Annotated in this window: 21 protein-coding genes and 1 pseudogene; 11 read left to right on the top strand and 11 right to left on the bottom strand. The window is 71.7% G+C overall.

Features of this window, described 5'->3' with window-relative positions:
* Positions 1 to 236: 236 nt before the first annotated feature.
* Together R4I43_RS30355 and R4I43_RS30350 are read right to left on the bottom strand one after the other, a co-directional pair.
* Positions 237 to 959 (bottom strand): haloacid dehalogenase type II, encoded by a 723-nt coding sequence (locus R4I43_RS30355; protein ID WP_324269137.1) that lies wholly within the window; start codon positions 957 to 959, stop codon positions 237 to 239.
* 76 nt (positions 960 to 1,035) lie between these two features.
* Positions 1,036 to 2,037, bottom strand: coding sequence for an aldo/keto reductase family protein (locus tag R4I43_RS30350; RefSeq protein WP_324269136.1), 1,002 nt, complete (start codon positions 2,035 to 2,037; stop codon positions 1,036 to 1,038).
* Between the two features lie 517 nt (positions 2,038 to 2,554).
* Here R4I43_RS30350 and R4I43_RS30345 point away from each other — a divergent pair.
* A complete protein-coding gene (locus R4I43_RS30345; protein ID WP_324269135.1) occupies positions 2,555 to 3,748 on the top strand; it encodes a helix-turn-helix domain-containing protein in 1,194 nt (397 codons plus the stop codon).
* A gap of 246 nt (positions 3,749 to 3,994) precedes the next feature.
* Complete coding sequence (locus R4I43_RS30340) at positions 3,995 to 4,198, top strand: hypothetical protein (RefSeq protein ID WP_324269134.1); 204 nt, start codon at positions 3,995 to 3,997, stop codon at positions 4,196 to 4,198.
* A gap of 59 nt (positions 4,199 to 4,257) precedes the next feature.
* Here the strand turns inward: R4I43_RS30340 and R4I43_RS30335 are convergent.
* Positions 4,258 to 5,085: pseudogene (locus R4I43_RS30335) on the bottom strand (glycoside hydrolase family 3 C-terminal domain-containing protein); the annotation flags it as partial.
* A gap of 105 nt (positions 5,086 to 5,190) precedes the next feature.
* Positions 5,191 to 6,378: a cytochrome P450 gene (locus R4I43_RS30330; protein WP_324269133.1), complete on the bottom strand. Its 1,188-nt coding sequence runs from the start codon at positions 6,376 to 6,378 to the stop codon at positions 5,191 to 5,193.
* A 184-nt stretch (positions 6,379 to 6,562) separates the two neighbouring features.
* Between R4I43_RS30330 and R4I43_RS30325 the strand changes: the two genes are divergently transcribed.
* Positions 6,563 to 8,044, top strand: coding sequence for a serine/threonine-protein kinase (locus tag R4I43_RS30325; protein WP_324269132.1), 1,482 nt, complete (start codon positions 6,563 to 6,565; stop codon positions 8,042 to 8,044).
* Between the two features lies 1 nt (position 8,045).
* Here the strand turns inward: R4I43_RS30325 and R4I43_RS30320 are convergent, their stop codons facing one another.
* The 3 genes from R4I43_RS30320 to R4I43_RS30310 all read right to left on the bottom strand — a co-directional run bounded on the left by R4I43_RS30320 (position 8,046) and on the right by R4I43_RS30310 (position 10,260).
* On the bottom strand, positions 8,046 to 8,699 hold the full coding sequence (locus R4I43_RS30320) for a response regulator transcription factor (RefSeq protein WP_324269131.1): 654 nt from the start codon (positions 8,697 to 8,699) through the stop codon (positions 8,046 to 8,048).
* Positions 8,696 to 9,790, bottom strand: coding sequence for a sensor histidine kinase (locus R4I43_RS30315; protein WP_324269130.1), 1,095 nt, complete (start codon positions 9,788 to 9,790; stop codon positions 8,696 to 8,698). The genes R4I43_RS30320 and R4I43_RS30315 overlap by 4 nt, the downstream gene beginning before the upstream one ends.
* 272 nt (positions 9,791 to 10,062) lie before the next feature.
* The gene (locus tag R4I43_RS30310; RefSeq protein ID WP_324269129.1) at positions 10,063 to 10,260 is read right to left on the bottom strand and encodes a hypothetical protein; all 198 of its coding nucleotides are present in this window, start codon (positions 10,258 to 10,260) and stop codon (positions 10,063 to 10,065) included.
* 128 nt (positions 10,261 to 10,388) lie between these two features.
* Between R4I43_RS30310 and R4I43_RS30305 the strand changes: the two genes are divergently transcribed.
* The 8 genes from R4I43_RS30305 (at position 10,389) to hpnH (ending at position 19,863) form a co-directional block, all read left to right on the top strand.
* Positions 10,389 to 11,582, top strand: coding sequence for a dipeptidase (locus tag R4I43_RS30305; protein ID WP_324269128.1), 1,194 nt, complete (start codon positions 10,389 to 10,391; stop codon positions 11,580 to 11,582).
* A 548-nt stretch (positions 11,583 to 12,130) separates the two neighbouring features.
* Entirely contained in the window at positions 12,131 to 13,039 is a 909-nt protein-coding gene (gene hpnC, locus R4I43_RS30300) for a squalene synthase HpnC (protein ID WP_324269127.1), read from the top strand.
* Positions 13,036 to 13,899, top strand: coding sequence for a presqualene diphosphate synthase HpnD (hpnD, locus tag R4I43_RS30295; protein ID WP_324269126.1), 864 nt, complete (start codon positions 13,036 to 13,038; stop codon positions 13,897 to 13,899). Before hpnC ends, hpnD begins: the two co-directional genes overlap by 4 nt.
* Positions 13,896 to 15,257, top strand: a complete 1,362-nt coding sequence (gene hpnE, locus R4I43_RS30290) for a hydroxysqualene dehydroxylase HpnE (RefSeq protein WP_324269125.1) — start codon at positions 13,896 to 13,898, stop codon at positions 15,255 to 15,257. Before hpnD ends, hpnE begins: the two co-directional genes overlap by 4 nt.
* The gene (locus R4I43_RS30285; RefSeq protein WP_324269124.1) at positions 15,254 to 16,261 is read left to right on the top strand and encodes a polyprenyl synthetase family protein; all 1,008 of its coding nucleotides are present in this window, start codon (positions 15,254 to 15,256) and stop codon (positions 16,259 to 16,261) included. The genes hpnE and R4I43_RS30285 overlap by 4 nt, the downstream gene beginning before the upstream one ends.
* A gap of 47 nt (positions 16,262 to 16,308) precedes the next feature.
* Positions 16,309 to 18,198 (top strand): squalene--hopene cyclase, encoded by a 1,890-nt coding sequence (gene shc, locus R4I43_RS30280; protein ID WP_324269140.1) that lies wholly within the window; start codon positions 16,309 to 16,311, stop codon positions 18,196 to 18,198.
* Position 18,199: 1 nt separating this feature from the next.
* Positions 18,200 to 18,859, top strand: a complete 660-nt coding sequence (locus R4I43_RS30275; protein ID WP_324269123.1) for a phosphorylase family protein — start codon at positions 18,200 to 18,202, stop codon at positions 18,857 to 18,859.
* Between the two features lie 2 nt (positions 18,860 to 18,861).
* Positions 18,862 to 19,863 (top strand): adenosyl-hopene transferase HpnH, encoded by a 1,002-nt coding sequence (gene hpnH, locus R4I43_RS30270; protein ID WP_324269122.1) that lies wholly within the window; start codon positions 18,862 to 18,864, stop codon positions 19,861 to 19,863.
* A 33-nt stretch (positions 19,864 to 19,896) separates the two neighbouring features.
* On the opposite strand, the gene R4I43_RS30265 is transcribed toward hpnH, so the two are convergent.
* The 4 genes from R4I43_RS30265 to R4I43_RS30250 form a co-directional block, all read right to left on the bottom strand.
* On the bottom strand, positions 19,897 to 20,583 hold the full coding sequence (locus tag R4I43_RS30265; RefSeq protein WP_324269139.1) for an SDR family NAD(P)-dependent oxidoreductase: 687 nt from the start codon (positions 20,581 to 20,583) through the stop codon (positions 19,897 to 19,899).
* Complete coding sequence (locus R4I43_RS30260; RefSeq protein WP_324269121.1) at positions 20,580 to 21,488, bottom strand: DMT family transporter; 909 nt, start codon at positions 21,486 to 21,488, stop codon at positions 20,580 to 20,582. The genes R4I43_RS30265 and R4I43_RS30260 overlap by 4 nt, the downstream gene beginning before the upstream one ends.
* A complete protein-coding gene (locus R4I43_RS30255) occupies positions 21,485 to 23,851 on the bottom strand; it encodes a wax ester/triacylglycerol synthase domain-containing protein (RefSeq protein ID WP_324269120.1) in 2,367 nt (788 codons plus the stop codon). Before R4I43_RS30255 ends, R4I43_RS30260 begins: the two co-directional genes overlap by 4 nt.
* 96 nt (positions 23,852 to 23,947) lie before the next feature.
* Positions 23,948 to 24,580 carry a carbonic anhydrase gene (locus tag R4I43_RS30250; protein ID WP_324269119.1) on the bottom strand — a complete coding sequence of 211 codons (633 nt, stop codon included), beginning with the start codon at positions 24,578 to 24,580 and terminating at the stop codon, positions 23,948 to 23,950.
* Positions 24,581 to 24,773: the final 193 nt, after the last annotated feature.

Genomic DNA, 24,773 nt, shown 5'->3' with positions numbered 1-24,773 from the left:
CGCGCCCGCGACGTCAGCCACAACGCCGCCCTCCGCCAGGTCGGCAACCGCCTGGTCGGCATCCTGCACGGCTGCCTGAAAACCCACGCCCCCTACGACCAAGCGACCGCCTGGTCACACCGAGAACGAACCTCGCCGCTTGACATCCAACGTCCAGGGATGTCTGACCCGTGCTCCTGGCGTCAACAAGCGAACTCACATCACTTTCATGCGTCCGGTCTTCGTGATCCCGGTGCTCACCCGACCACGTGCTCGCGGAGCTGCGTCGCCAGGTCGGTGATGTCCTGCGCGATCACGTCCCACGACCCCGTGGCGTGGAGGTCCTGGCGCTGCGCCGGTCCGTACTCCGCGGGGCGTGGGATGAAAGCCGTTCGCAGACCGGCTTCCTGCGCGGCGGCGAGGTCGATGTTGTGGGCTGCGCACAGCATCACGCGTTCTGGTGGGAGCCGGAGGATCTCCGCCGCGCCGAGGTAGGCGCGGGGGTCGGGCTTGTAGGTGCCGAGCAGGTCCGAGCCGAGGATCACGTCCCACGGCAGCCCCGCGTGCTTGGCCATGTTGGTCAGCAGTGCGGTGTGCCCGTTGGACAGCGGGCCGACGATGAAGTGCCGCTTGAGCTCGGTCAGGCCCGCAACGCTGTCCGGCCAGGGCGGGAGCCGGTGCCACGCGCGGTTCAGCCAGTCCACATCGGACGGATCCGCCGAGCCCAGGGACAAGCCGAATTCCGCTGCGGTGGCCTCCAGGTTCTCGCGGTGCAGGACGTCGAGGTCGACGAACGGCCGCTCGCCGTTGCGGACCGGGGCCATCGAGGGTTGGTATCGGCCGCGCCAGGCCAGCGCGAACTCGTTCGGATCGACGTCGCCGGAGAACTCCGACACCGCCTGCGAGACGCCCGTCCTCCAGTCGACGACGGTGCCGAAGGTGTCGAACAGCACCGCGTCCACCAGGCGTTTCGGTCGCATGGTCGCCCTCCCGGGTCGTGGCCAACGGTCGCAGGTTACGGCTTCGTCGGCACGCCCGGAAGGGCGATGCGAGACCTCAGCTGCGGGACTTCGGGGCGTTCTCGGCGGTCTTGCCCGGATCGGTGACCGCGACCGGGGCGAGCACGTCGTTGATCTTCGCGACCAGCTCCTCGTCGAGCTCGACGCCTGCGGCCACGGCGTTCTCCGACACCTGCTCCGGCCGCGAGGCGCCGATGATGGCGGCCGAGACGTTGTCGTTCTGCAGCACCCACGCCACCGCCAGCTGCGCCAGCGTCAGGCCCGCCTCCTCGGCGAGCGGCTTGATCTGCTGGACCCGTTCCAGGACCTCGTCGCGCAGGTAGCGGGCCACGAACGTCGACCCGCGCTCATCGGTGGCGCGGGAACCGGCCGGCGGTTCGGCACCGGGCCGGTACTTGCCGGTCAGCACGCCCTGCGCGATGGGGGAGAACACGATCTGCCCGATTCCCAGTTCGCGGGACGCCGGCACGACCTCGCCCTCGATGACCCGCCACAGCGCCGAGTACTGGGGCTGGTTGGACACCAGCGGGATCCGCAGCTCGCGCGCCAACGCGTGGCCCGCCCGGATCTGCTCGGCGGTCCACTCGGAGACCCCGATGTAGTGCGCCTTCCCGCTGCGGACGACGTCGGCGAAGGCCTCCATCGTCTCCTCCAGCGGAGTCTCCGGGTCGTAGCGGTGAGCCTGGTAGAGATCGACGTAGTCGGTCTGCAGCCTGCGCAGCGAGTTGTCGATCGACTCCATGATGTGCTTGCGGGACAGCCCGCGGTCGTTCTTGCCGTCGCCCATCGGGTGGTAGACCTTCGTGAAGATCTCCATGCCTTCGCGGCGCTCGGACTTCAACGCCCGCCCCAGCACCTCCTCGGCGCGCCCACCTGCGTAGACGTCGGCGGTGTCGAAGCTGGTGATGCCGTTGTTCAGCGCCGCCCGCACGCACGCCACGGCGGCGTTCTCCTCGACCTGGGAGCCGTGGGTGATCCAGTTGCCGTAGACGATCTCGCTGATCACCATGCCGCTGCTGCCCAGATGCCGGTAGTGCATTCGTGCCCTCCTGGTCGCCTCGAAGCGCAAGCCGCCGTTCGCAGCATCAGCCGCTGCTCCACCCGATCGGCTTGCTCGCGTTCGATCCTCGCAGGTCAGACGTCAGTTCGCGATCAACCGGGGGAGTTCGGCCCGGGAAAGCCCTTGCGTAAACGCCAGGTAACCGCCAAGGTATCGATCGCAGCCCGCGCTTCGGCCGGGTGTGCGGCCTGGCGAGACAACGGAGTCTTGCCAGGCGTCGAAAGTTCCAGGTCGATGTGCGACGACGCCCGGCCTGACGGATTCGAAGAGGATCTCCTGGTGCGCAACATCCGCCGGCAACGAACCGCCGACGAAGACAGGGCGGGCACCACCCGTCTCCTCCTCAGGGCCGCCTGGCTGCAACTCTTCACCGCCTTCGTACGCTGAACCGCTTGATCGCCGCCGGTGGCCGTCGCCGCCTCGCCGCCGGTGTGCCACCCGATCGCTGGGCGTCAGCTAATCGGGTCATCGCTACGCTTGGGGTGTGAGCTCCTCTGTGGGTGCGCGCATCCGGTTGGCGCGTGAGCGGGTCGGGATGAGCCGTCGAGTGCTCGGCGGGCTCGTCGACCGGTCTGCTGAGTGGGTGAAGGCTGTCGAGACCGGGCGGTTGCAGACTCCGAAGCTGCAGATGCTGACCAAGATCGCCCACGCTCTCGACATCCGTGACCTGGCCGAACTCACCGGGAACGGTGAGGCGGTGTCGGTGTCGCGGTTCGCTCCTGCGGTGGCGCACGCGGCGTTGCACGAGGTCCAGGCAGCACTGACCGAGTACCGGCTGGATTCGGACTCCCGCCCGGTGGATCTCGCGCACCTGCGCGAGCGGCTGGCAGCCGCGTGGAAGGTGCGGCACGCTTCGCCAGATCACCGGACCCAGCTCGGCAGGTTGCTGCCGGGACTGATTCGCGACGCGCAGCGGGCCGTTCGCGTACGTCACGGCGAGGATCGCCGGGAGGCGCGGCGAGCGCTGGCGGGCGTTTACCGGCTCGCTGACTTCTACGTGGCTTTCCAGCCCGCGCCTGAGCTGGTGTGGCTGGTCGCCGACCGCGCGGTGACGGAGGGGCAGGAAGCTGACGACCCGTACGAGATGGCGTGCGGCGCGTGGGCGCTGGTCCAGGCCTTGCGGGAAGCGGGTCGGTGGGAGGAGGCCATCAGCGTTGCTCATGGCGGAATGGCGCAGATCGAGCCCTACCTGGAACCAGCGCCCGATGACTGGCACGGCATCGTCGGGGCCCTGCACGCGGAGAACGCTCTGACCTACGCGCGGCGTGGACGGCACGGCGAAGCGTGGAGCCACTGGGAGAAGGCGCACCACATCGCCCGGCGGCTCGGGCCTCAATACCGGCACGTGCAAACGAGTTTTGGGTTGCCCGTGATGAAGGCGAACGCCGTGACGCTCGGCGTCGAGCTGCGCCGGGACGGTGAGGCGAGGCGCGCCGCTGATTCCGCGCCAGAGGAAATCGCGTCGATCCCGCGTCGCGCACGGCATTTGATCGAGGTCGCGCGGGTGCACGCGTTGCAGGGGGACTTCGACGCCGTCCTGGCGACCCTCGACCTGTCGGAGCGGACAGCGCCCGAGACGGCCCGGTACAACGGTTGGGCGCGCGAACTCGGCCACAACTTGCTCGACCGGCCACCGTCGGGGAAGGCCGCGGCTGCGCGATCGCTCGCCAGCCGAATCGGCGTCCACTGATCGGGTAGAGGTACGAACCGTACCCATTGCGTCGTCGCCAACGACCGATCTTTCCCGCATGAGCGGGACGGTGTTGAGGGAAGTGGTTCGGCGGCGGTGGTTGCCGTCGAGGTCGTTGCGGGACTTGGAGACTCATCTCGCGGGGGAGTGGGACGAGGTCGGCCTTTGTGGACAGCCGGTGATGTGGGCGAGGTCCGGGCATCCGACGACGATGCGACCGCGGTGCGGGGATTGCGAGCGCGGCCGGTGAGTGAGCGGGAGGTGGCGATCGCCGTGGTGTTGCGCTCGGCGCAGTGGGAGTTGGACGAGGCCGCGTTCAAGGCCGGGAGCGGTCGGTTGACGCGAACCGACTGCGCGGCGTTGATGCACGAACTCGGCGCCTTGAGCACCGCGATCAAGCGGTACGCAGACTCGGCCTTCGCCGGCAGCTGCGCCGATGAGACCTCGTGATCGTTCGAACTGGGCAAGTCCCCCGGCCCCGTTTCGGCGGCCAGGGGACTTCCACCTCGTCAGTACCGCAGGCCGAAGCCGTACGGGAACAACGGCTTCTGGCCGTCTCCGTCGTTGATGGGTTGCTGGTCGGCGGAGTTCATCCAGGTCATCGGCAGGGTGCCGGTGGGGTTGTGGTCGCCGAAGAGGACGTCGGCGACACCGGCGCCTTCGGTGCCCGGCAGCCAGGAGGCGAGCAGGGCGTCCCAGTTGGGCATGTTCTGGCCGATGTCGAGCGGGCGGCCGGAGATCGTGACGACGATGACCGGAACTCCGCTGTCCTCCAGCTTCTTCACCGTCGCCAGGTCCTCCTGGTCGAGGCCCATGCCGGCGGGGCGGTCACCCTTGCCTTCGGCGTAGGGGGTTTCGCCCACCACCGCGATCGCGGCGCGGTAGCTGCTGTCGACGCCGTTGCCGTGGCGGTCGTAGGTGACCTGCGAACCCTCGGCGGCGTCCTGGATGCCCTGCAGGATCGTCGTGCCCGGGGTGATCGGGCCGCTCTCGCCCTGGCAGCTGATCGTCCAGCCGCCCGACTGGTTCCCGATGTCGTCGGCGTTCTTGCCCGCCACGAACAGCTTTCCGCCGTCCTTGGCCAGCGGCAGCAGGCCGCCGTCGTTCTTCAGCAGCACCTGCGACTTGCGGACCGCCTCGCGGGCCAGCTCGCGGTGCTGCGGACTGCCGACGGTGCCGGTGAACTGCCGGTCGGTGTAGGGCTTCTCGAACAGGCCGAGCTCGAACTTCTTGGTGAGGATGCGGCGGTTGGCGTCGTCGATGCGCGACATCGGGACGTGCCCGTTCTCCACCTCACCGCGCAGCAGCTCGGTGAACTTACGCCAGTCGTTCGGCAGACCTTCGAGCACGCCCTGCCCGCGGGCGCGGTCACGACCTTCACCTGGCAGGACGCCTGAGCCGTGGGTGGGGGAGGTTTCAACGGAAACGTCCCCCACCCAAGCTCACTCGTCGACGGCGACGACCATGCCGCGGAGCTCGTAGCCCCCGATGGCGTCGTTGAAGGAGACCCGCGGCGGGGTCTTCAGGCGGATGGCCGGCAAGGCGAACATCTTGGTCAGGAAGACGTCGGTCTCCTGGATGGCGATGTTGTTGCCCGGGCACCGGTGCGGTCCGTCGCTGAACGACAGGCCCGGAGCGGTGGCCTCGGTGAGCCGGCGGTGCGGGCAGACCTGCAGCGGATCGTCGCCGAACGCGGCGGTGTCGGTGTTGGTGCTGGTCACATCGATGTCGATGACCTCGCCCGCCGGCACCACGTGCTTCTGGCCGTCCTCGCCGGGCAGTTCCACCGGGCCGGTGGTGCGGCGCATCAGGTGCGCGACCACCGGCTCCAGGCGCAGGAACTCGTGCAGGATCGCCTGCCGCTCCGGTTCCTCGGCGTTGACGTAGCGCTCGCGCAGCTCGTCGTCGGTGAACAGGTGCCACGCGGCCAGGTTCACGAACTCGCGGGTGGTCACCATGCCCGCGGCCGCGACCGTGATGCACTCGCCGAGGATCTCCGCCGACGAGCAACCGTCGGCCAGCAGGTGCGAGATGAGGTCGTCCTGCGGGTTCTTGCGCCGTGCGCGCACCGCAGGCAGCACGTCGGCGAAGTAGATGCCGCCCCAGTTCACCGCCTGCCGCCACACCCAGTACAGGCCGTGCAGGCTGGTGAAACCCGGTTCTCCGAACTCCTCCGGGAAGAACCGCTCCAGACGCCCGGCCAGGCCGGGCCTGCTCTCGGTGAGGCCGATGACCGCGCACGCCACGCCGATCGCCAGCTCGAAGCTCAGCTCGGAGAGCACCGCCGTGCCGTTGGTGGTGAGCTTGGCCAGCTGCTCGTCGCTGACCCGCTCCATGATCCCCCGATAGGACTCGTCGACCTTGCGGGGCGTGAAGTACTTCGCCGTCTGGCGGCGGTGCTCGCGGTGCTCGGGGCCGTCCCGGTAGAGGACCGGGCGGCGGATCTTGGCGGGCATCTTCTCGACGGTCTCCACGCCGAGCCCGGCCTGGACCGTGTCGGTGCTGCGCAGCGCCGCTCGTGCGGCCGCGTGACCGCGAACTCGCCACACGCCGCCGGAATCCCGGCTCACCGGGCAGCCGCCGGTATCCTCCCCGCGGTCGATCTTGCGCGCGTCGTCGGTGGTCGACATCTGTGGGACCGGTCCTTTCCCGAAGCCGGTGGCGGAACATGATCTTTCCTCACCTTTGGTAGCAGGGGCGCCTCCGCCCGCGCAGCAGCCCCTGGCGCTTCGTAGCGGAAACTTCACCGACCGCAGCGGCCGCCCGGCCGATCGGCAGGTGGGCCGTGCCGTGCGCACTGAGTAACCCAATAGGATGACCGAAACGTCGGACGAGGAGCAGTTAGCCGTGCAGTCGCAGTTCGGCCCGTACCGGGTGGAGGGCGTGATCGCCCGCGGGGGAATGGGCGAGATCCTGCGCGCCTACGACACCCGCCACGACCGCATCGTCGCGTTGAAGCTGTTGGCCCCGCACCTGGCCGCTGACCAGGAGTTCCGCGAGCGGTTCAAGCGCGAGGCCCACGCCGCGGGCCGCCTGAGCGAACCGCACGTCATCCCCATCCACGGCTACGGCGAGATCGACGGCCGGCTCTACCTGGACATGCGCCTGGTCGAGGGCGAGGACCTCGGCGCCAGGCTGAACGCCCACGGGCCGATGCACCCCAACGACGTGGTCCACGTGATCGAGCAGGTCGCCCAAGCGCTCGACGCCGCGCACGCCGCCCGCGTGGTGCACCGCGACGTCAAGCCCTCCAACGTGCTGCTCGGCGCCGGCGGGTTCGCCTACCTCGTGGACTTCGGCATCGCCGCCTCCATCCAGGACGCGACCAGCCGCACCTCCGGCAGCGTCACGATGGGCACGCTGGCCTACATGGCGCCCGAGCGGTTCGGCGACGCCCCGTCCGACCACCGCGTCGACGTGTACTCGCTGGCCTGCGTGCTCTACCAGTGCCTGACCGGCGCCAAGCCCTACGGCGTGACCAGCACCGAAGCGCTGATCTACGCCCACCTCAACCGCGAACCCCCGAAGCCCTCGGAGACGATGCCCGGGGTCCCGCAGGAGTTCGACCGCGTCGTGGCCAACGGCATGGCCAAGAACGCCGCCGACCGGTACGCCACCGCCGGCGAGCTCGCCGCCGCCGCGCGCCGCGCGCTGCGCACGACCGCGCCGCTCGGGGCGGCCGGCGTCGAGCCGGAGCGGCGCCGGTCGCGCTGGCCGGTCGCGCTGGCGGCGGTGGGAGCCGTCGCAGCGGTCGCTGGAGTCGCCGCCGCGGTGGTCACGCTGCAGCCGGAGCCCACCGACGGCCAGGCGATGCCGGTCCCGCGCCCCGCACCCACGACCACCCCCAGCAGCTCCACCACGGCCCCGCCCACGACCTCCTCCGCCCCGCCGACCAGCGCGTCCCCGGTCGCCGAGGCGCCGACGTCGGCCGCACCCGCACCACCTCCGCCCAGCGAACCGCCGAAGACCACCACCTCGCGGCCGCCCTACGAGGCGAAGATCTGCAAGTCCATCAGCTACCAGGGCAAGGCGCGCGGCACCGGCTGCTTCGACGCCGACGGCGACTTCATCGCCGCCAAGGACACGTTCAAGGACGGGTTCTGGATCAAGACCCGCTCGGAGACCGACTACCACCACACCGCCGAGTGCCGGGACACCAACAGCGAAGGCGACTACGTCCAGTGCAAGCTCCAGCTCAGGTCCGAGGGCTCGATGCGGATCATGGTGGAGCTGTGGGACGGCTCGAAGAAGCTCGCCGACACGCCCTGGACCCGCTTCACCCCGATCGGCAAGTGAGTCAGTCCACCAGCCCGGACTGGTAGGCGAAGACCACCAGCTGGGCGCGGTCGCGCGCACCGAGCTTGACCATCGCGCGGCTGACGTGCGTGCGCGCGGTGGCCGGGCTGACCACCAGCCGCCCGGCGATCTCCTCGTTGCTCAGCCCCTCGGCCACCAGCGCCAGCACCTCGCGCTCGCGGTCGGTGAGGGTGTGCAGCTGCGGGTGGGGCTCGCGGGAGCGCGGGGCGAGGTGGACGAACTCACGCACCAGCTTCCGCGTCGCCGAGGGCGCCAGCAGCGCCTCGCCGCCGGCGACCAGGCGGATGGCGCGCAGCAGGTCCACCGGCGTGGTGTCCTTGAGCAGGAACCCGCTGGCCCCGGCGCGCAAGGCGCTGAAGACGTACTCGTCGATCTCGAAGGTCGTCAGCACGATCACCTTGGTGCCTGCCAGGTCCGGGTCGCCGGTGATGCGGCGGGTGGCTTCCAGACCGTCCACACCGGACATCCGGATGTCCATCAGCACCACGTCGGGGTGCGCCTCGCGCGCCTGGAGCACGGCGTCGAGGCCGTCGGCGGCCTCACCGGCGCAGTGCAGGTCGTCCTCGGAGTCGATGAGCGTGCGCAGGCCGATGCGCACCAGGTCCTGGTCGTCGACGATCAGCACGGTGGTCACTGCTGCGCTCCGATCGGCAAGCGGGCGTGCACCCGGAACCACCCGTCGGACTGCCCGGCGCTGAACTGACCGCCGAGCGCGTCGACGCGGCGCCGCATGCCGGGGATGCCGAGGCCGTCTCCGCCGCCGATCGCGGGGGAGGGGTTGCGGATCTCGATCACGACCTCCTGCGGGCTGTAGTCGACGGTGATCTCCGCGCGCTGCTCGCGGCTGTGGCGCAGCACGTTGGTCAGCGACTCCTGCAGTATCCGGTACCCGGTGAGGTCGACCGCCTTCGGCAGCTCGGGCGCCTCGCCGCGGACCCGCAGCGACACCTCGACGCCGGCGTCTCGGGTGCGGTTGACCAGGTCGTGCACGCGGCTCAGCCCGGGTTCGGGGCCCTGGCCGGTGCCGGCGCGGACCACGGCCAAGGTCGCGCGGAGCTCGTCGAGGGCGTCGCTGCTGGTGCGGCTGATCGCGGTCAGGGCGATCTCGGCCTGCTCGGGCTTCTTCGGCAGCACGTGCAGCGCGACGTCGGCCTGCATCTTGATCGCCGCCAGCCCGTGACCGACCACGTCGTGCACCTCCTGGGCGATGCGCAGCCGCTCGTCGTCGACCCGGCGCCGCAGCGCCTCCGCCCGCTGGCGCGCCACGGCCTCCGACTGCGTCCGCGCCACCAGCCCGGCGGCGAAGGGCACCAGCACCCACGCCGAGGCCGGGACCAGCCCGGCCCAGCCGGGTCCGGTGATCAGCGTGTGCGCCCACAACAGCAGCAGCGCCGCCGCGGCGGCGATCCCCGCGGTGCGCGGCGGTCGGTGCCGGGCGGCCGAGTACACCGCCACCAGCAGCGCCAGCAGGATCGGCCCGTACCGGTACCCGGTGACGAGATACCCCGACACCGCCACAGCGACCACCCCGAGCACCACCAGCGGCGCGCGCCGCCGCCAGGCCAGGGACGCCCCGGCCACCACCACGAACGCCACCCCGAGCCCGTCGAACCCCCGCAGGCCGTGCCCGGCCCAGCGGTGCGCGGCCGCGGTCCCGATCACCCCGACAGCGGTCACCAGCAACGCCAGCACCACATCGCCGACCCGCGGACGCATCGAACCCATGTCCACCAGTCTCACCCACGCGACCCCCCGCGCCGTCACCCCAGGGCCGACACCGCGCCTACGCGTCCCGACGTACGCGGGCGCGGCGCCGGTCCGCGGGAAACGTATCTCAACAGTGTTGATAACTTCAGCGCGGAGTGAAATTGATGGGCGAAAAAAGCCTCCTCGGCCGGTTCGGCCGAGGAGGGTGGTGCTCGGTGGAGCGCGGAACTCAGGGCAGGACGGTGTGGCAGGGCGGGTTCAGGTGCGCCTGATCGCGACCGATCGAGCCGTCAACTGTCCACAATGGAGTGGTATTCGGTCAGCTTGGCGACGTAACCGTCGATCTGCTCGTCCAGCTCGGCCAAACGCGCTCGCAGGCGTTCGGCCTGCTGCGTCGAGGCGCCGGGGAGCTGCGCCGCGAGGTGCCCGTACTCGGCCAGCACCGACGGGAGGTTGCTGGTGTCCTGCTGCCTGGGAATTCGCTCCATGTCCCGATGGTGCGGCCGAACGTCCGATTCGTCGATTCGATCTACGGCGTGCCACAGGCCCCTGGTCGGGTGATCTCAAGCGGATATGCTCAGCGGGGACAACCGACCGGGTGAATCGGGGGAGCGGGATGAGCGAGTCGGACGTGGTGGCCCAGGCGCGGGAGCTGCTCGAGGTCACGCCGGTGCTCGACGGCCACAACGACCTGCCCTGGGCGTTGCGCGAGCAGGTGCGCTACGACCTCGACCAGCGCGACATCGCCACCGACCAGACCGGTCGGCTGCACACCGACCTCGCCCGCCTGGACGCCGGCGGCGTCGGCGGCCAGTTCTGGTCGGTCTACGTGCCCACCTCGCTGCAGGGCGACGACGCGGTGAGCGCGACGCTGGAGCAGATCGACTGCGTCAAGGCGCTGGCCGCCCGCTACCCGGACCGGCTGCGCCTGGTCACCACCGCCGACGAGGTCGAGGCCGCCCGCGCCGAGGGCAAGATCGCTTCGCTGATGGGCGCCGAGGGCGGGCACTCCATCAACTGCTCGCTGGCCACCCTGCGCGCCTTCTACGACCTGGGCGTCCGCTACCTGACGCTGACGCACAACGACAACACCCCGTGGGCCGATTCGGCCACCGACGAGCCCGCCGCGGGCGGGCTGACCCGCTTCGGCGTCGAGGTCGTGCGCGAGATGAACCGGATGGGCATGCTCGTCGACCTCTCCCACGTCGCCGCCGACACCATGCGCGACGCGCTGCGCGCCAGCCGCGCTCCCGTGGTGTTCTCGCACTCCTCGTCCCGAGCGGTGTGCTCGCACCCGCGCAACATCCCCGACGACGTGCTCGCCCAGCTGCCCGGCAACGGCGGCGTGGCGATGGCGACGTTCGTGACCAAGTTCGTGCTGCAGGAGTCGGTGGAGTGGGCCGCCGCGGCGCAGCGCGAGCTCGTCGCTCACGGCTTCAGCGACCTCGACAGCTCCGCCGAGGCCAAGGAGGTGCTGGCCAAGTTCGAGGAGGCCCACCCGCAGCCGGTGGCCACCGCCAAGACCGTCGCCGATCACCTCGACCACATGCGCGAGGTCGCCGGCATCGACCACATCGGCGTCGGCGGCGACTACGACGGCACGATCTTCCTACCGCAGGACCTCGACGACGTCTCCGGTTACCCGAACCTGATCGCCGAACTGCTGCGCCGAGGCTGGTCGGAGGCCGACCTGGGCAAGCTGACCTGGCACAACGCGGTCCGGGTGCTGCGCGATGCCGAGAGCGTTGCCGCCGAGCTGCAGCGCACCGAGTCGCCGTCGATCGCCACCCTCGCACAGCTCGACGGCTGAGCCGCCCGGGGTGGGCCGCGCCCGGGGATCTCGACCGGGTGGGCCACCCGCTCGTACCGACGCTGGTCGAACACGCGCCTGAAGTCAGGCGTGTGGACCATGAGTCGCCTCGTCATGCCCGGGCGCGTTCGCGCTGCGGCCGGAGGCGTCCACCGGCACCAGACGCGGCGTCGCGTCCGCGCCTGCCCGATGGCGCCCTGACGCACGATCGCGGCCCGCTGGTGCCCACTGCCGAGCGCGGAGGGATTCACCCGTCCGCTGCGCCGACCCGGTGATCCGGAGCCGCCCCTCGCGTCCGCCCGCCGTCGCCGTCGGTAGTCGACTGGTCCAAAGTGGTCAGGTTTCGCCACTCGATCCGGCCACCTGCTGGCGGGTCTGCGCGAGCCGCGCGCTCCGGGTGTCCAATATGGAACCGGGGAGAAGGTGCTTGGTCGAACACCGGCGCGAATCACGCTGATTCACGTGGTTCTTCGTTCGCCCTGCGCTGCTGCAGGGGCACTCATACGATGCCGGTTGCGCCTCCTGACCAGTGGATAGGAGGAGGACCGATGGTCTTGTCGTTGCCGGACGAGACGCTCTCAGGTGAGGATCCCGAACACCCGGAGGTCTCGGAGCGTCCGGGGGAGCTCCCGCGCAGCGCGGTCGTGCTGGCGCGAATGCGTTCGGAGAACTTCCCGGTGGCCTCCCGCGTCCTGCCCGGCGGGGTGCGCGGGCACCTGCACGCCCTCTACGGCTACTTCCGGCTCGTCGACTACGCCGGGGACGAGGCACCGGGAAACCGGGACGCGCTGCTGGACTTCCTCGAACACGACCTCGAACGCACCTACCACGGCGCCGCGCGCACCCCCATCATGCAGGCGCTGCACCCGACCGTCACCGAGTGCGCCATCCCGATGTCCACACTGGCCAAGCTCCTCGAGGCCAACCGCCGCGATCAGCACGTCAAGCGCTACGCCGACTTCACCGAGCTGCTGGACTACTGCGCGCTGTCGGCCAACCCGGTGGGGGAATCGGTGCTGCACGTCTTCGGCCGCGCCGAGGAGGGGCTGATCGCGCTGTCGGACAAGATCTGCAGCGCGCTGCAGATCTTGGAACACCTGCAAGACCTCGCCGAGGACCACCGGGCGGGCCGGGTCTACGTGCCCGCCGAAGACCTCGAGCGCTACGGCTGCCACGAGCACGACCTCGCCGCGCCGCGCGCTTCGACCGCGCTGCGCGGGCTGGTGCGCTTCGAGGTCGACCGGGCCCGCCGGATGCTGCGCGACGGCAGCGTGCTGGTCGGCGCCCTGTCCGGAACTGCCCGGGTGGCCGTCGCCGGCTACGTCGCGGGCGGCCTGGCCACCGTCGCCGCCTTCCGCGCGGCCGGACACGACCCGCTGGCCGCGCAGGTCAGCCCGAGCAAGTCGCGCACCTTCACCGAGTGGGCGCGGCTGCACGCGATGGGAGGGACCCGGTGACGCGACCGACCCGGATCCGGGACGCCTACCAGGAGTGCGAGCGGATCACCCGCGAGCAGGCCCGCAACTTCTCCTACGGGATCCGGCTGCTGCCCGGGCCCAAGCGCCGCGCCCTGTCCGCCGTCTACGCCTTCGCCCGCCGCGTCGACGACATCGGCGACGGCGACCTGCCGAGCGAGGACAAGCTGCGCGAGCTCAAGCAGTGCCGCGAGGCCGTGCAGCAGGCCTCGATCGGCTCGGCCGACCCGGTGCTGGCCGCGCTGGCCGACGCCGCGAGCCGGATGCCGCTGCCGATGGAGGCCTTCGACGGGCTCATCGACGGCTGCGAGGCCGACGTGCGCGGCACCAGCTACGCCAGCTTCGACGAGCTGCTGCACTACTGCCGCTGCGTGGCCGGCACCATAGGCAGGCTGTCGCTGGGCGTGTTCGGCACCGACGACCCGGACACCGCGACCGAGCGGGCCGACGCGCTCGGGGTGGCGCTCCAGCTGACCAACATCCTCCGCGACGTCCGCGAGGACCAGCTCAACGGGCGGGTCTACCTGCCGGCAGCCGATCTCGCGCACTTCGGTGTCCGGCTGGAACCCGGCAGCGGGTTCGTCGAGGACACCGCCCGCTGGAACCGCCTGGTGCGCTTCCAAGCCGCCCGCGCCGAGCGCTGGTACATCGAGGGGTTCCGGCTGCTGCCCATGCTGGACCGGCGGTCGCGCGCCTGCTGCGCCTCGATGGCCGGGATCTACCACGAGCTGCTGGTGCGGATCGCCACCAATCCCAGCGCCGCGATGCACCAGCGGACCTCGCTGTCGGGATGGCGCAAGGCGGGAGTCGCGGCCCGATCGCTGGCCGGGATGACGCCGTGAACCGCGGGCACGTCGTGGTCGTCGGCGGCGGGCTGGCGGGCATCACCGCCGCCCTGGACTGCCGGGAACGCGGCTACTCGGTGCAGCTGGTCGAAGCCCGGCCCCGGCTCGGCGGAGCGACCTACTCGTTCGCGCGCGGCGACCTGCTCGTCGACACCGGACAGCACGTGCTGCTGCGCTGCTACACCGCCTACCTCGACCTGCTGCGCAAGATCGGCGCGGCCGACGGGATCCGGTTCCAGCAGCGCTTCCGCGTGCCGGTGCTCAGCCCCGGCTCGACCCCCGCGACCCTGACCCGCTGGAAGCTGCGCGCCCCGGCGCACCTGGCACCCGCGCTGCTGGGGTACCGGCGGCTGAGCTGGTCGCAGCGCGCCCGCGTCGCGCGCACAGCGCTCGCGGTGCGCCGGCTCGACCCGGACGATCCCGCTCTGGACGAGCAGAGCCTCGGCCAGTGGCTCCGCGAACGCGGCGAGACGCCGCGCGCCGTCGACGCGCTGTGGGGCCTGCTGGCCGTGGCCGCCCTCAACGCCGAACCCGAGAACGCCTCGATGGCACTGGCGACCAAGGTCTTCCGCACCGGCGTGCTGGACACCGCCGACGCCTGCGACATCGGCATCCCGCAACAGCCCCTGTCGGTGCTGCACGGCGACGCGGGGCAGCGCGCCCTGGCGGCAGCGGGGGTGGAGGTCCGGGTGCGGGCCAAGGCCCGCGCGATCCGACGCGGTCCCACCGGGTTCCAGGTCCCGATCGACGAGCAGACCGGCGAGCGGCTGCTCGTCGCCGACTCGGTCGTGGTGGCCACACCGCACCCCGCCGCGGCCGGACTCGTCGCGGACCTGCCCGTGCGCGGCGCCGGCGACTGGTCGCGGTTGTCGACCTCACCGATCGTCAACGTCCACGCCCACTTCGACCGCGCGGTCACCGACCTGGAGATGGCCGCCGTGCTCGACTCCCCGGTGCAGTGGGTCTTCGACCGCACCCGCGTCTCGGGTGCGCGCACCGGCCAGTACCTGGCGCTGTCGCAGTCGGCGGCGCAGGAGGAGCTCGGGATGCGGACCGAAGAGCTCCGCGAGATCTTCGCACCGGCCCTGCGCGAGCTGTTCCCGGCCGCGAGGCGAGCCCGGCTGCTGGACTTCTTCGTCACCCGCGAACCCCACGCCACCTTCCGGCAGGCGCCGGGGACCGCGGCGGTCCGTCCGCCGGCGCGCACCAGCGTGCCCGGCCTGGTGCTCGCCGGTGCCTGGACCGCGACCGGCTGGCCGGACACCACGGAGGGAGCGGTGCGCAGCGGGATCCGCGCCGCCGAGGTGGTCGACAGCGAACAGCGATCGCGCACGAGCGTGGAGGTGACGGCATGACCACAGTCCTGCCCCTGGCGTTGCGCACGGCCCGGGAGTCGGTGGACCCGACGTTGCGCTCGGCCGTCGCGCGGCTGGACCCCGACACCCGGCGGGTCAGCGAGTACCACTTCGGCTGGAGCGACGCCGGTGGCGCGCCCACCGACGCTGGCGGCAAGGCGCTGCGCCCGGCGATGGCGCTCGCCGCGACCGAAATCGCCTGCGGCGCAGCGGAGAGCGGCGTTCCCGGTGCGGCGGCGGTGGAGCTGGTGCACAACTTCTCGCTGCTGCACGACGACCTCATGGACGGCGATTCCTCCCGCAGGCACCGGCCCACCGCCTGGACGGTGTTCGGTTCCTCGGCGGCCATCCTGGCCGGCGACGCGCTGCTGGCGACAGCACCCGAGGTGCTGCTCGAATCCGGCGCGCCCAACGCCGCCGTGGCGGTGCGCTCGTTGTCGGCGACCACCCGGGTGCTCATCGCCGGGCAGGCCGCGGACCTGGACTTCGAGCGCCGCCAGGACGTCGACCTCACCGAATGCCTGAGCATGGCGCACGACAAGACCGCTGCGCTGCTGGCCTGCGCCTGCTCCATCGGGGCGCTGAGCGCGGGCGCGCCGCGCGAGAAGGTGCGCGCCCTGCACGGCTACGGCACCGAGCTGGGCATGGCGTTTCAGCTGGTGGACGACCTGCTGGGCCTGTGGGGAGACCCGGAGGTCACCGGCAAGCCGGTCCTGTCGGACCTGCGCACCCGCAAGAAGTCGGTTCCGGTGGTGCACGCCCTGACCTCCGGCACCGACGCGGGTGAGCGGTTGTGCGCGCTCTACGAGCAGCCCGAACCGCTCACCGAGGAGCAGTTGCACGAAGCCGCGGAGATGGTGCGCCGCGCCGGTTCGGAGGACTGGACGCGGCAGGAGGCCCGACGACGGCTCGAGCTCGCGGAGGCACAGCTCGAAGCCGGATCGCTGGGCGACACCGCGGCACTGGGAGAGCTCGCCGAATTCATCGTACGGAGGAAGCTTTGACCGATCAGCTGCAACAGTCCACGCGATCCGCCGCGACCGCCGCGCAGATCCCCAGCCAGGGCGCGACGCGCGCCGACGCGCGGACGGCCGCGCTGGCCGCCCGCGACCACCTGCTGTCGCTGCAGAGCCCGGAGGGCTGGTGGAAGGGCGAGCTGGAGACCAACGTGACGATGGACGTCGAGGACCTGCTGCTGCGGCAGTTCCTCGGCATCCGCACCGACTCCGAAACCGCGCAGGCGGCCCGCTGGATCCGATCCCAGCAGCGCGAGGACGGCACCTGGGCGAACTTCCACGGCGGCCCCGGCGACCTGTCCACCACGGTCGAGGCCTACACCGCGCTCAAGCTCGCCGGAGACGACGTCGAGGCCGCGCACATGCGCACCGCCCGCGACTGGATCCTGGCCAACGGCGGGCTGGAGCGGACCCGGGTGTTCACCCGCATCTGGCTGGCGCTGTTCGGCGAGTGGTCGTGGGACGAGCTGCCGGCCATGCCGCCGGAAGTCGTGCTGCTGCCGAAGTGGTTCCCGCTCAACGTCTCCGACTGGGCCTGCTGGGCGCGCCAGACGGTGGTGCCGCTGACCGTGGTGTGCACCCTGCGGCCGCGACGCGACCTCGGCATCAGCGTCCGGGAACTGCGCACCGGGCGGCCGGCGAAGCGGCCCCGGCGCGAGTGGAGTTGGGCCTACGGCTTCCACAGCCTCGACCGCGTGCTGCACCGCTACCACCGCCGCCCGGTGAAGTCGCTGCGCAGGCACGCGATGCTGCGCGCTGCCGAGTGGATCGTGGCCCGCCAGGAGGCCGACGGCTCGTGGGGCGGCATCCAGCCGCCGTGGGTGTACTCGCTCCTCGCGCTGCACCTGCTCGGCTACCCGATGAACCACCCGGTGATCGCCAAGGGCCTGACCGGCCTGGAGCGGTTCCTGATCCGCGAGCAGACCACCGAGGGCACCGTTCGCAGGCTGGAGGCCTGCCAGTCGCCGGTGTGGGACACCGTGCTGGGCGTGCAGGCGCTGCGCGATGCCGGGGTGCCCGCCGACCACCCGGCGCTGCGGCGCGCGGCGGACTACCTGCTGGCCGAGGAGATCCGGGTCAAGGGCGACTGGGCGATCAAGCGCCCCGACCTGCCCGCCGGGGGAGGCTGGGCGTTCGAGTTCGACAACGACGGCTACCCCGACATCGACGACACCGCCGAGGTGCTGCTGGCCCTCAACAAGGTCGACCACTCCGATCCCGATGCGGTGCGCGGCGCCATCGCGCGCGGCGTGCGCTGGCTGCGCGGCATGCGCTCCCAGGACGGCGGCTGGGCGGCCTTCGACGCCGACAACACCCGCCAACTCGTGCGCAAGCTGCCGTTCTGCGACTTCGGCGAGGTCATCGACCCGCCCTCGGCCGACGTGACCGCGCACGTGGTGGAGGCGCTGGCGGTGCTCGGCCAGAACGACGAGGTGGTGCGCGACGGCGTGAACTGGCTGCTGGCCAACCAGGAGCGCGACGGGTCGTGGTTCGGGCGGTGGGGCGCCAACCACGTCTACGGCACCGGCGCGGTCGTGCCTGCCCTGGTCGCCGCCGGGGTCGACCGCCAGCACCGGGCGTTGCGCGACGCGGTGCGCTGGCTGGAGGCGCACCAGAACGACGACGGCGGCTGGGGCGAGGACATGCGGTCCTACGACGATCCGGAGTGGATCGGCCGCGGTCCCTCCACCGCCTCGCAGACCGGCTGGGCGTTGCTGGCGCTGCTGGCCATGCGCAGGCACGACAGCGACGCGGTGCGCCGCGGTATCGGCTACCTGGCCCGCAGCCAGCGCGCCGACGGCGGTTGGGACGAACCGCAGTTCACCGGAACCGGTTTCCCCGGTGACTTCTACATCAACTACCACCTGTACCGGGTGATCTTCCCGCTGACCGCGCTCGGGCGCTACCTGCGGGACGGGGAGTGACATGTCGACGAGGATGCTGATCTGCGCGCCGATGCGACTGGAGGCCAGCGCGCTGCGCTCGGCCGCCGGTGGCGCGGCGTCCGGGCAGGAAACGATGCGCACCACCGGTCTCGGCGCTGACTCGGTGACCGTGCGCCGCACCGGCTACGGACCGCACCGCAGCGCCAAGAGCGCGGTCCGGTTGCTGGCCACCGACTTCGACGTGCTCGTGGTCGCCGGGCTGGCCGGCGGGCTCGCACCGGAGGTGCGCAGCGGCGACGTGATCGTCGCCGACGAACTGCGCGGCCATCGCGAGGTGCTGCGCTGCCACGCGGGTGAGTCGCTGGCCACCGAACTGGCCCGCAGCGGGTTCCCGGTGCGTTGCGGACCGATCGTGACCACCGATGCGCTCGTGCACGGCCGTCGCCGCGCCGATCTCGCGGCGACCGGGGCGCTGGCGGTGGACCTGGAATCGGCGGTGCTGGCCCAGGCCGCCGGGCACCGCCCGCTGGCGGTGGTGCGCGTCGTCGTCGACACCGCCCAGCACCCGCTGCTGCGGCCGGGCACCGTCCGCCGGGCGATGTCCGGGCTGGCCAGGCTGCACGCCGTGGGCGCCTGCCTGCGGCGGTGGGGCCGCCACATCCCGCCGGAAGTCCGCACGACCTGCGAGGAGGCGTTGTAGTCATGGGTATTCCCGTGCGCCAGGCGGTTCGAGTCGGTGCCTACCTGATGAAGCAGAAGCTGGCTCGACGGGACAAGTTCGCGCTCACCCTGGAGCTGGAGCCGCTGTTCGCCTGCAACCTGGCCTGCGCCGGGTGCGGCAAGATCCAGCACCCCGCGAGCGTGCTCAAGCAGCGGATGCCGGTCGAGCAGGCGCTGGCCGCCGTGGAGGAGTGCGGCGCGCCGGTGGTCTCCATCGCCGGCGGCGAGCCGCTGATGCACCCCGAGATCGACGTGCTGGTGGCAGAACTGGTCAAGCGCAAGAAGTTCGTCTACCTGTGCACCAACGCGCTGCTGATGCCGCGCAAGATCGACCAGTTCGAGCCCTCGCCGTACTTCTCCTTCGCCGTGCACATCGACGGCATGGAGGAGCGCCACGACGCCTCGGTGTGCAAGAAGGGCGTGTTCGCCCAAGCCGTGGACAACGTCAAGGACGCGCAGCGGCGCGGGTTCCGGGTGACCACGAACTCCACGTTCTTCACCACCGACACGCCGCAGTCGGTCATCGAGGTGCTGGACTACCTCAACAACGACCTCAAGGTCGACCAGATGATGCTCTCGCCGGCCTACGCCTACGACAAGGCGCCGGACCAGGAGCACTTCCTGGGCGTGACCGAGACCCGCGAGCTGTTCAAGAAGGTCTTCGCCGACGGGCGCCGGAAGAAGTGGCGCTTCAACCACTCGCCGCTGTTCCTGGACTTCCTCGAAGGCAAGATCGACTTCGCCTGCACGGCGTGGGCGATCCCCTCCTACTCGCTCTACGGCTGGCAGCGGCCCTGCTACCTGATGAGCGACGGCTACGCCCGCACCTACCGGGAGCTGCTGGAGGACACCGACTGGGAGGCCTACGGGCGCGGCAACGATCCGCGCTGCGCCAACTGCATGGCGCACTGCGGCTACGAGCCGACCTCGGTGCTGGCGACCCTCGGCTCCCTGCGGGAGTCGCTGCGCGCCCTGCGCGGCTGACACCGGCCGCTGGTGCGCACGTCTGCGCGCGAGTCAGCCGAACCTGCGGGCCAGGCGGTGGAAGGCGCCGGGCAGGGCGCCGTGCACGCGGTCGGCGAGGGTGAGCCAATGGGGCACGAACACCTCCGCGCGACCGCGCAGCACGGCGTCGACGAGGGCGTCGGCGACCTGCTCGGGTTCGAGCATGCGCGGGAAGCGGCGGTCGTAGCGGCGGCCGTGGAAGAACGGGGTGCGCACCGCGCCCGGGAACACCGTCGTGGTGGTGACGCCGCGGTAGCGCAGGCTCGCGGCGAAGGCGCGCAGGCCCGCCTTGGTGGCCGAGTAGACGTCCTCGTCGCGCACGCCGACCGCGGCCACCGAGGCCACGAACGCCACCCGCGGGGGCAGGACGGCGCGGGTGAGCCGGATCGGGACGGTCAGGTTGAGCTCGACGAGCTCGTCGATGCGGTGCGGCTCCATCTCGCCGAACGCGCCCGACCAGCCGATCCCGGCGCTGTGCACCAGCAGGTCCACGCCGCGCGCCGCCTCGGCCACGCGCGCCAGGCCGTCGGCGGCGGTCAAGTCCGCGGCGACGGCATCGCCCCCGGTGCGCTCGGCCAGGGCCTCGAGACGGCACCGGTCGCGGCCGGTGAGCACGACCCGCCAGCCGTCGGCGGCCAGCCGGCGCGCCGTGGCGGCGCCGATGCCCGAGGACGCGCCGGTGACCAGGGCGGATTTCATCCCCACGAGCCGGGTTCCTCCTGTTCGGCCAGCTCGCGGCCCAGCTGCTCGCTGCGCCGGGCCAGCACCGCGATGCCCCCGACGATCAGCGCCGCCGCGATCGCCTCACCGGCGAGGATCGTGGGGGAGTACTCGATGCGCTCACCCAGCCAGCTGACCCCGATCGCCGCCGAGACCAGCGGGTCCACCGTGGTGATCACCGCCAGCGACGGAGCCATCAACCGGCCGCGCTGGAAGGTCTGCTGGCTCAGCAGGAAACCCATCGGCCCGATCACGCACACCACGTACAACGTCCAGTGCCCGAACGGCTCGACGAGCCCGCCGGTGCGGAATTGCCCGGCCACCACGCGCATCAACCCCGCCGTGACCCCGTAGAGCACACCGGTGGCCACGGCCAGGCCCACCACGCCGAACTCGCCCGGCAGCCACCGCGCCGCCAGCAGCGACAGGCCCACCAGCAGTCCCATCGCCAACGCCAGCGGCAGCACGGGCGACCCGGTGAACTCGCTGCCGTGACCCGAGGGCCGCGCCAGCACCAGGAAGGCCGCCAGCCCGCCCGCGCAGGCGAGCGCACCGAGCGCGAGCACGAGGTCCATCCGCCGCTGCGCCAGCCACGCCGAGAACGCCGCGCCGAACAGCACCGAGGTCACCAGCAGCGGCTGCACCAGCACCAGCGGCCCGAACGCCAGCGCCACCACCTGCAGCGACAGCCCCAGGATGACGGTGCCGATGCTGAGCACCCAGATCGGCTTGCGCACCAGGTCCCACAGCATCCGGGGGCTCAACGTCGCGACCTGCGGGACCTGCTTGGTCACCCGGTGCTGGATGGCGCTGGCCATCCCGAAGCTGGCGGCACCGATGATGGCCGCCGGCACGGCCACGACCAGCACCGTGCCCGAGTTCAACGCCGCTCCCGCAGCTCGTCGAAGGCCTCGCGCAGGTGCCCGGCCAGGTCCTCGGCCTCCGGGGCCAGCCCGGGGTCGGTGGTGATGCCGAAGCCGAACTCCTCACCCCAGCCGATGGCACCGACCGCCACGCCCACGCCGTCGGCGAGCGAGAGCACCGGCAGCACCCGGCTGAGCCGGGTCCCGTTGATGTGCGCGGGACGGCGCTGGCCGGGCATCACCGAGACCACCGCGTTGAAGAACCGGTGCCCGTAGATGCGCCGCACGATCCACGAGTGCACCGGCGCAGGCAGCAGACCCAGCCCGGCCAGGACGGCACCGGCGGCCTCGGGCTGACCGCTGTGGTCGGGTTCGGCGAGCGCGTCGGCGACCGCCCGGATCCGCCACACCAGCGGCATCGGTCCCACCGGCAGGTCCACCGACAGCGTGTGGGTGTGGTTGCCGGGTGTCGCGGTGCCCGCGCCGTTGCGGCCGGTGCGGGCCGTGCGCGGCACCATCACCCGGAACAGGGCGCCGTGCCGCTCCTCCGCCAGCGCCCGGTGCAGCGCCTCGGCGACCAGTCCGATCAGCAGGGCGCTGCTGGTCACCCCGTGGTCGCGGGCGCGGGCGCGCACCTGCACCGCGGGCAGCGCCACCTGGCCGAAGCTGCGGGCAGGGGTGCTGCGGCCGGTCCAGGCGCGGCTCGGCGACCCCGCGGAGGTGGCCAGCCCGACCAGCCCGCGCAGCACCTCCGGGAGCTGCCATGACCGGCTGCCCGGGCCCGGCGAGGACGTCGGGTGGTGGCCGTCGCAGAGCAGCCGAATCAGCGCGCTGGTCACCGCCACGCCGTCGCCGAGCGAGTGGTGCATCTTGGCCAGCAACGTCGCCCGTCCGGTGGCGGTGTCGTGCAGCAGCCGCAGCTGCCACGGCGGCCGGTCGGTGCGCACCGCGGTGGAGAAGAACTCGCTGATGAGCGCGTGGGGGTCGTGCTCGGGCCGCAGCTCGCGGCAGCTGAGGTGCTCGGCCGGGTCCACCTCGCCCTCGTGGCTCCACTGTGGACGTCGACCGGTGCGCGTCACCAGCGTGCGGGTGAGCATCGGCAGCGCCGGCGCGTGCTCCCGGATCCGGCGCGAGAGGTGCTCGCACCACTGGTGGGTGGACTCCAGCGACGGTTCCAGCTGCAGGATCGCTCCGGTTTGCTGCGAGACCTCCGGGGTGGTGGCGTAGACGAAGAAGGCGTCCTGGGCCCGCAGCCGACGCCTGCCGCGGTGCCGGGGGAGCCCGGCCAGCGCGGCCACCTGCTCGGTGAACTCGGCGGAACGGCAGTGCTTGAGCGCCCGCTGCTCGCGCTCACCCACCTCGTGCGGGTCCGCCACCCAGCGCCTCAAGGTCTCGGTTAGCTGCGATTCGCGCGGGCACAGCTCGGCGAGACCGGCATCGGCCATCAGCTCGGCGTTGGCCCTGCCGTGGCCGGCGATCGGCTCGAACATGATCACCGCGCGCCCGCACGCCAGCGCCTCCAGCGCCGTCGCGCCACCGGCGTTGGTGATCACCACGTCCGAGCAGGCCATCAGGCCGGGCATGTCCTCCACCCAGCCCAGCGGCACCAGCCGCGGATCACCCCGGGCGAGCAGGCGTTCCCGCAGGGCCTCGTTGCGGCCGCACACGACCATGACGCGGGCGAGTCCTGCCACGCGCAGCGCCGCGTCGACGGCGCGCTCCACCGCGCCGAAGCTCAACGCGCCGCACGAGATCAGCGCGGTGAAACCCGTTGCCGGAAAGCCGAAACCGGCTCGCGACTCCGACCGGTCGCGGGGGTGGAAGTCGCTGCGCACCGGTGGCACCGACACCGCGCCGACCGCGTCCGGTTCGGCACGGCGCATCGCGCGCAGGCTCGCCTCGCTCATCACGTAGTGCAGATCCGCCTCCGGGTACACCCAGAACGGGTGCGGTGCGAAGTCCGACACCACCGCCGACACCGGGACGTCGAGCTCACCGCGCCGCCGCATCCAGTCCAGCCCGGCCGTGCCCAGCGGGTAGGTCGACACGATCAGATCCGGTGCCACCTGGCGGATCTCGCGGCGCAGCAGCGGACCGCACCAGGCGCCCACGAAGCGGCGGGAGGCGTTGGCGAACCACCGGTAGCGCCACAGCGAGTCGTAGAAGAAGTCGTACAGCCACGGCGTCGACTCGACGTTGGTGACGTAGATCCAGTTGAACGCCCCCGGAACCCAGCGGCCCATGATGCGCAGCGCGTCCAGCCACACCACCTCGCAGCCGGGCCAGGTCTGGCGGGCGGCCTCCTCGACGGCGCGAGCGGTCGCGTTGTGGCCCTCACCGATGGTGGCGCTGATCAGGAGCACTCGACGGGGCTGGAAGCTCACGCGACCGATTCCTTTCGCCAAGCACGTGCCTTCGAAGGCTAACGCGAGGCGCGGAGATCGGCTCCCCGAAGCAGGAGCGGCCCGGTGGCCGCAGGGTCAGGCGGCGTCGCGCTGCAGCGGGCCGTGGCTGTCGACGAGGCGGACGGTGCCGTCGGCCAGGCGGTAGGACAGGCCCGCGATCGCGCAGCGACCGGCGGCGACCTCGTCGGACAGCAGCGAGGAGCGCTCGAGGAGCAACTCGCTGGTGCGCTGGATGTGCACGTCGACGATGTCGTCGACCTCCTCGGTGCCCGAAGCCCTGGCGGCGAGCACGCTCGGCGTCACCCGTTCGACGATGTCGCGCAGGTACCCGGGCGGGTTGCTGCCCTCGGTGACGGCCTGGCGCGCGGCGACCACCGCACCGCAGGAGTCGTGGCCGAGCACGACCACCAGCGGGGCACCCAGCACGCCCACGCCGTACTCGATGCTGCCCAGCACCTCCGAACCGGCCACCTGACCGGCGGTGCGCACGACGAACAGGTCACCCAGCCCGCGGTCGAAGATGATCTCCGCGGCCAGGCGCGAGTCCGAGCAGCCGAACAGGACCGCGAAGGGCTTCTGACCGGGCGCCAGCGAGGCGCGGTGATCGGCGTCCTGGTTGGGGTGCAACCGGGTGCTCTCGACGAAGCGCTGGTTGCCCTCCATGAGGGTCGCGAAGGCTTCGGCAGGCGTGGAGGGCGTGCGGTTCATGGAGCTGACATTAACCCAACCGGGTGCCAACGGTAGCTCCCCAGTGGGGGAGACCACGCTGGTGATCAGCGGTGTTTGATCTCGCAACGATCCGTTCTCTGTCGTATTCTCGGCGCGCGGTGGTGAGGCGGGCGAGGGGGCCGCCTCACCACCCACCAGTTTTTAGGGAGTGGGGCGCCCCCCCAGCGCCGCC

The organism is Saccharopolyspora mangrovi, from assembly GCF_035320975.1.
GTDB lineage: Bacteria > Actinomycetota > Actinomycetes > Mycobacteriales > Pseudonocardiaceae > Saccharopolyspora > Saccharopolyspora mangrovi.
Note: the sequence above shows the minus strand (reverse complement) of the source record. Positions and strands in the feature narration are given on the sequence as shown.

Coding starts and splice junctions, on each gene's coding strand:
- R4I43_RS30265 (WP_324269139.1), bottom strand. CDS start 20,583: ATGAAATCCGCCCTGGTCACCGGCGCGTCCTCGGGCATCGGCGCCGCC.
- R4I43_RS30325 (WP_324269132.1), top strand. CDS start 6,563: ATGACCGAAACGTCGGACGAGGAGCAGTTAGCCGTGCAGTCGCAGTTC.
- R4I43_RS30330 (WP_324269133.1), bottom strand. CDS start 6,378: ATGTCGACCACCGACGACGCGCGCAAGATCGACCGCGGGGAGGATACC.
- R4I43_RS30285 (WP_324269124.1), top strand. CDS start 15,254: ATGACCACAGTCCTGCCCCTGGCGTTGCGCACGGCCCGGGAGTCGGTG.
- R4I43_RS30355 (WP_324269137.1), bottom strand. CDS start 959: ATGCGACCGAAACGCCTGGTGGACGCGGTGCTGTTCGACACCTTCGGC.
- R4I43_RS30310 (WP_324269129.1), bottom strand. CDS start 10,260: ATGGAGCGAATTCCCAGGCAGCAGGACACCAGCAACCTCCCGTCGGTG.
- R4I43_RS30250 (WP_324269119.1), bottom strand. CDS start 24,580: ATGAACCGCACGCCCTCCACGCCTGCCGAAGCCTTCGCGACCCTCATG.
- hpnC (WP_324269127.1), top strand. CDS start 12,131: ATGGTCTTGTCGTTGCCGGACGAGACGCTCTCAGGTGAGGATCCCGAA.
- R4I43_RS30275 (WP_324269123.1), top strand. CDS start 18,200: ATGTCGACGAGGATGCTGATCTGCGCGCCGATGCGACTGGAGGCCAGC.
- R4I43_RS30350 (WP_324269136.1), bottom strand. CDS start 2,037: ATGCACTACCGGCATCTGGGCAGCAGCGGCATGGTGATCAGCGAGATC.
- hpnH (WP_324269122.1), top strand. CDS start 18,862: ATGGGTATTCCCGTGCGCCAGGCGGTTCGAGTCGGTGCCTACCTGATG.
- R4I43_RS30305 (WP_324269128.1), top strand. CDS start 10,389: ATGAGCGAGTCGGACGTGGTGGCCCAGGCGCGGGAGCTGCTCGAGGTC.
- R4I43_RS30315 (WP_324269130.1), bottom strand. CDS start 9,790: ATGGGTTCGATGCGTCCGCGGGTCGGCGATGTGGTGCTGGCGTTGCTG.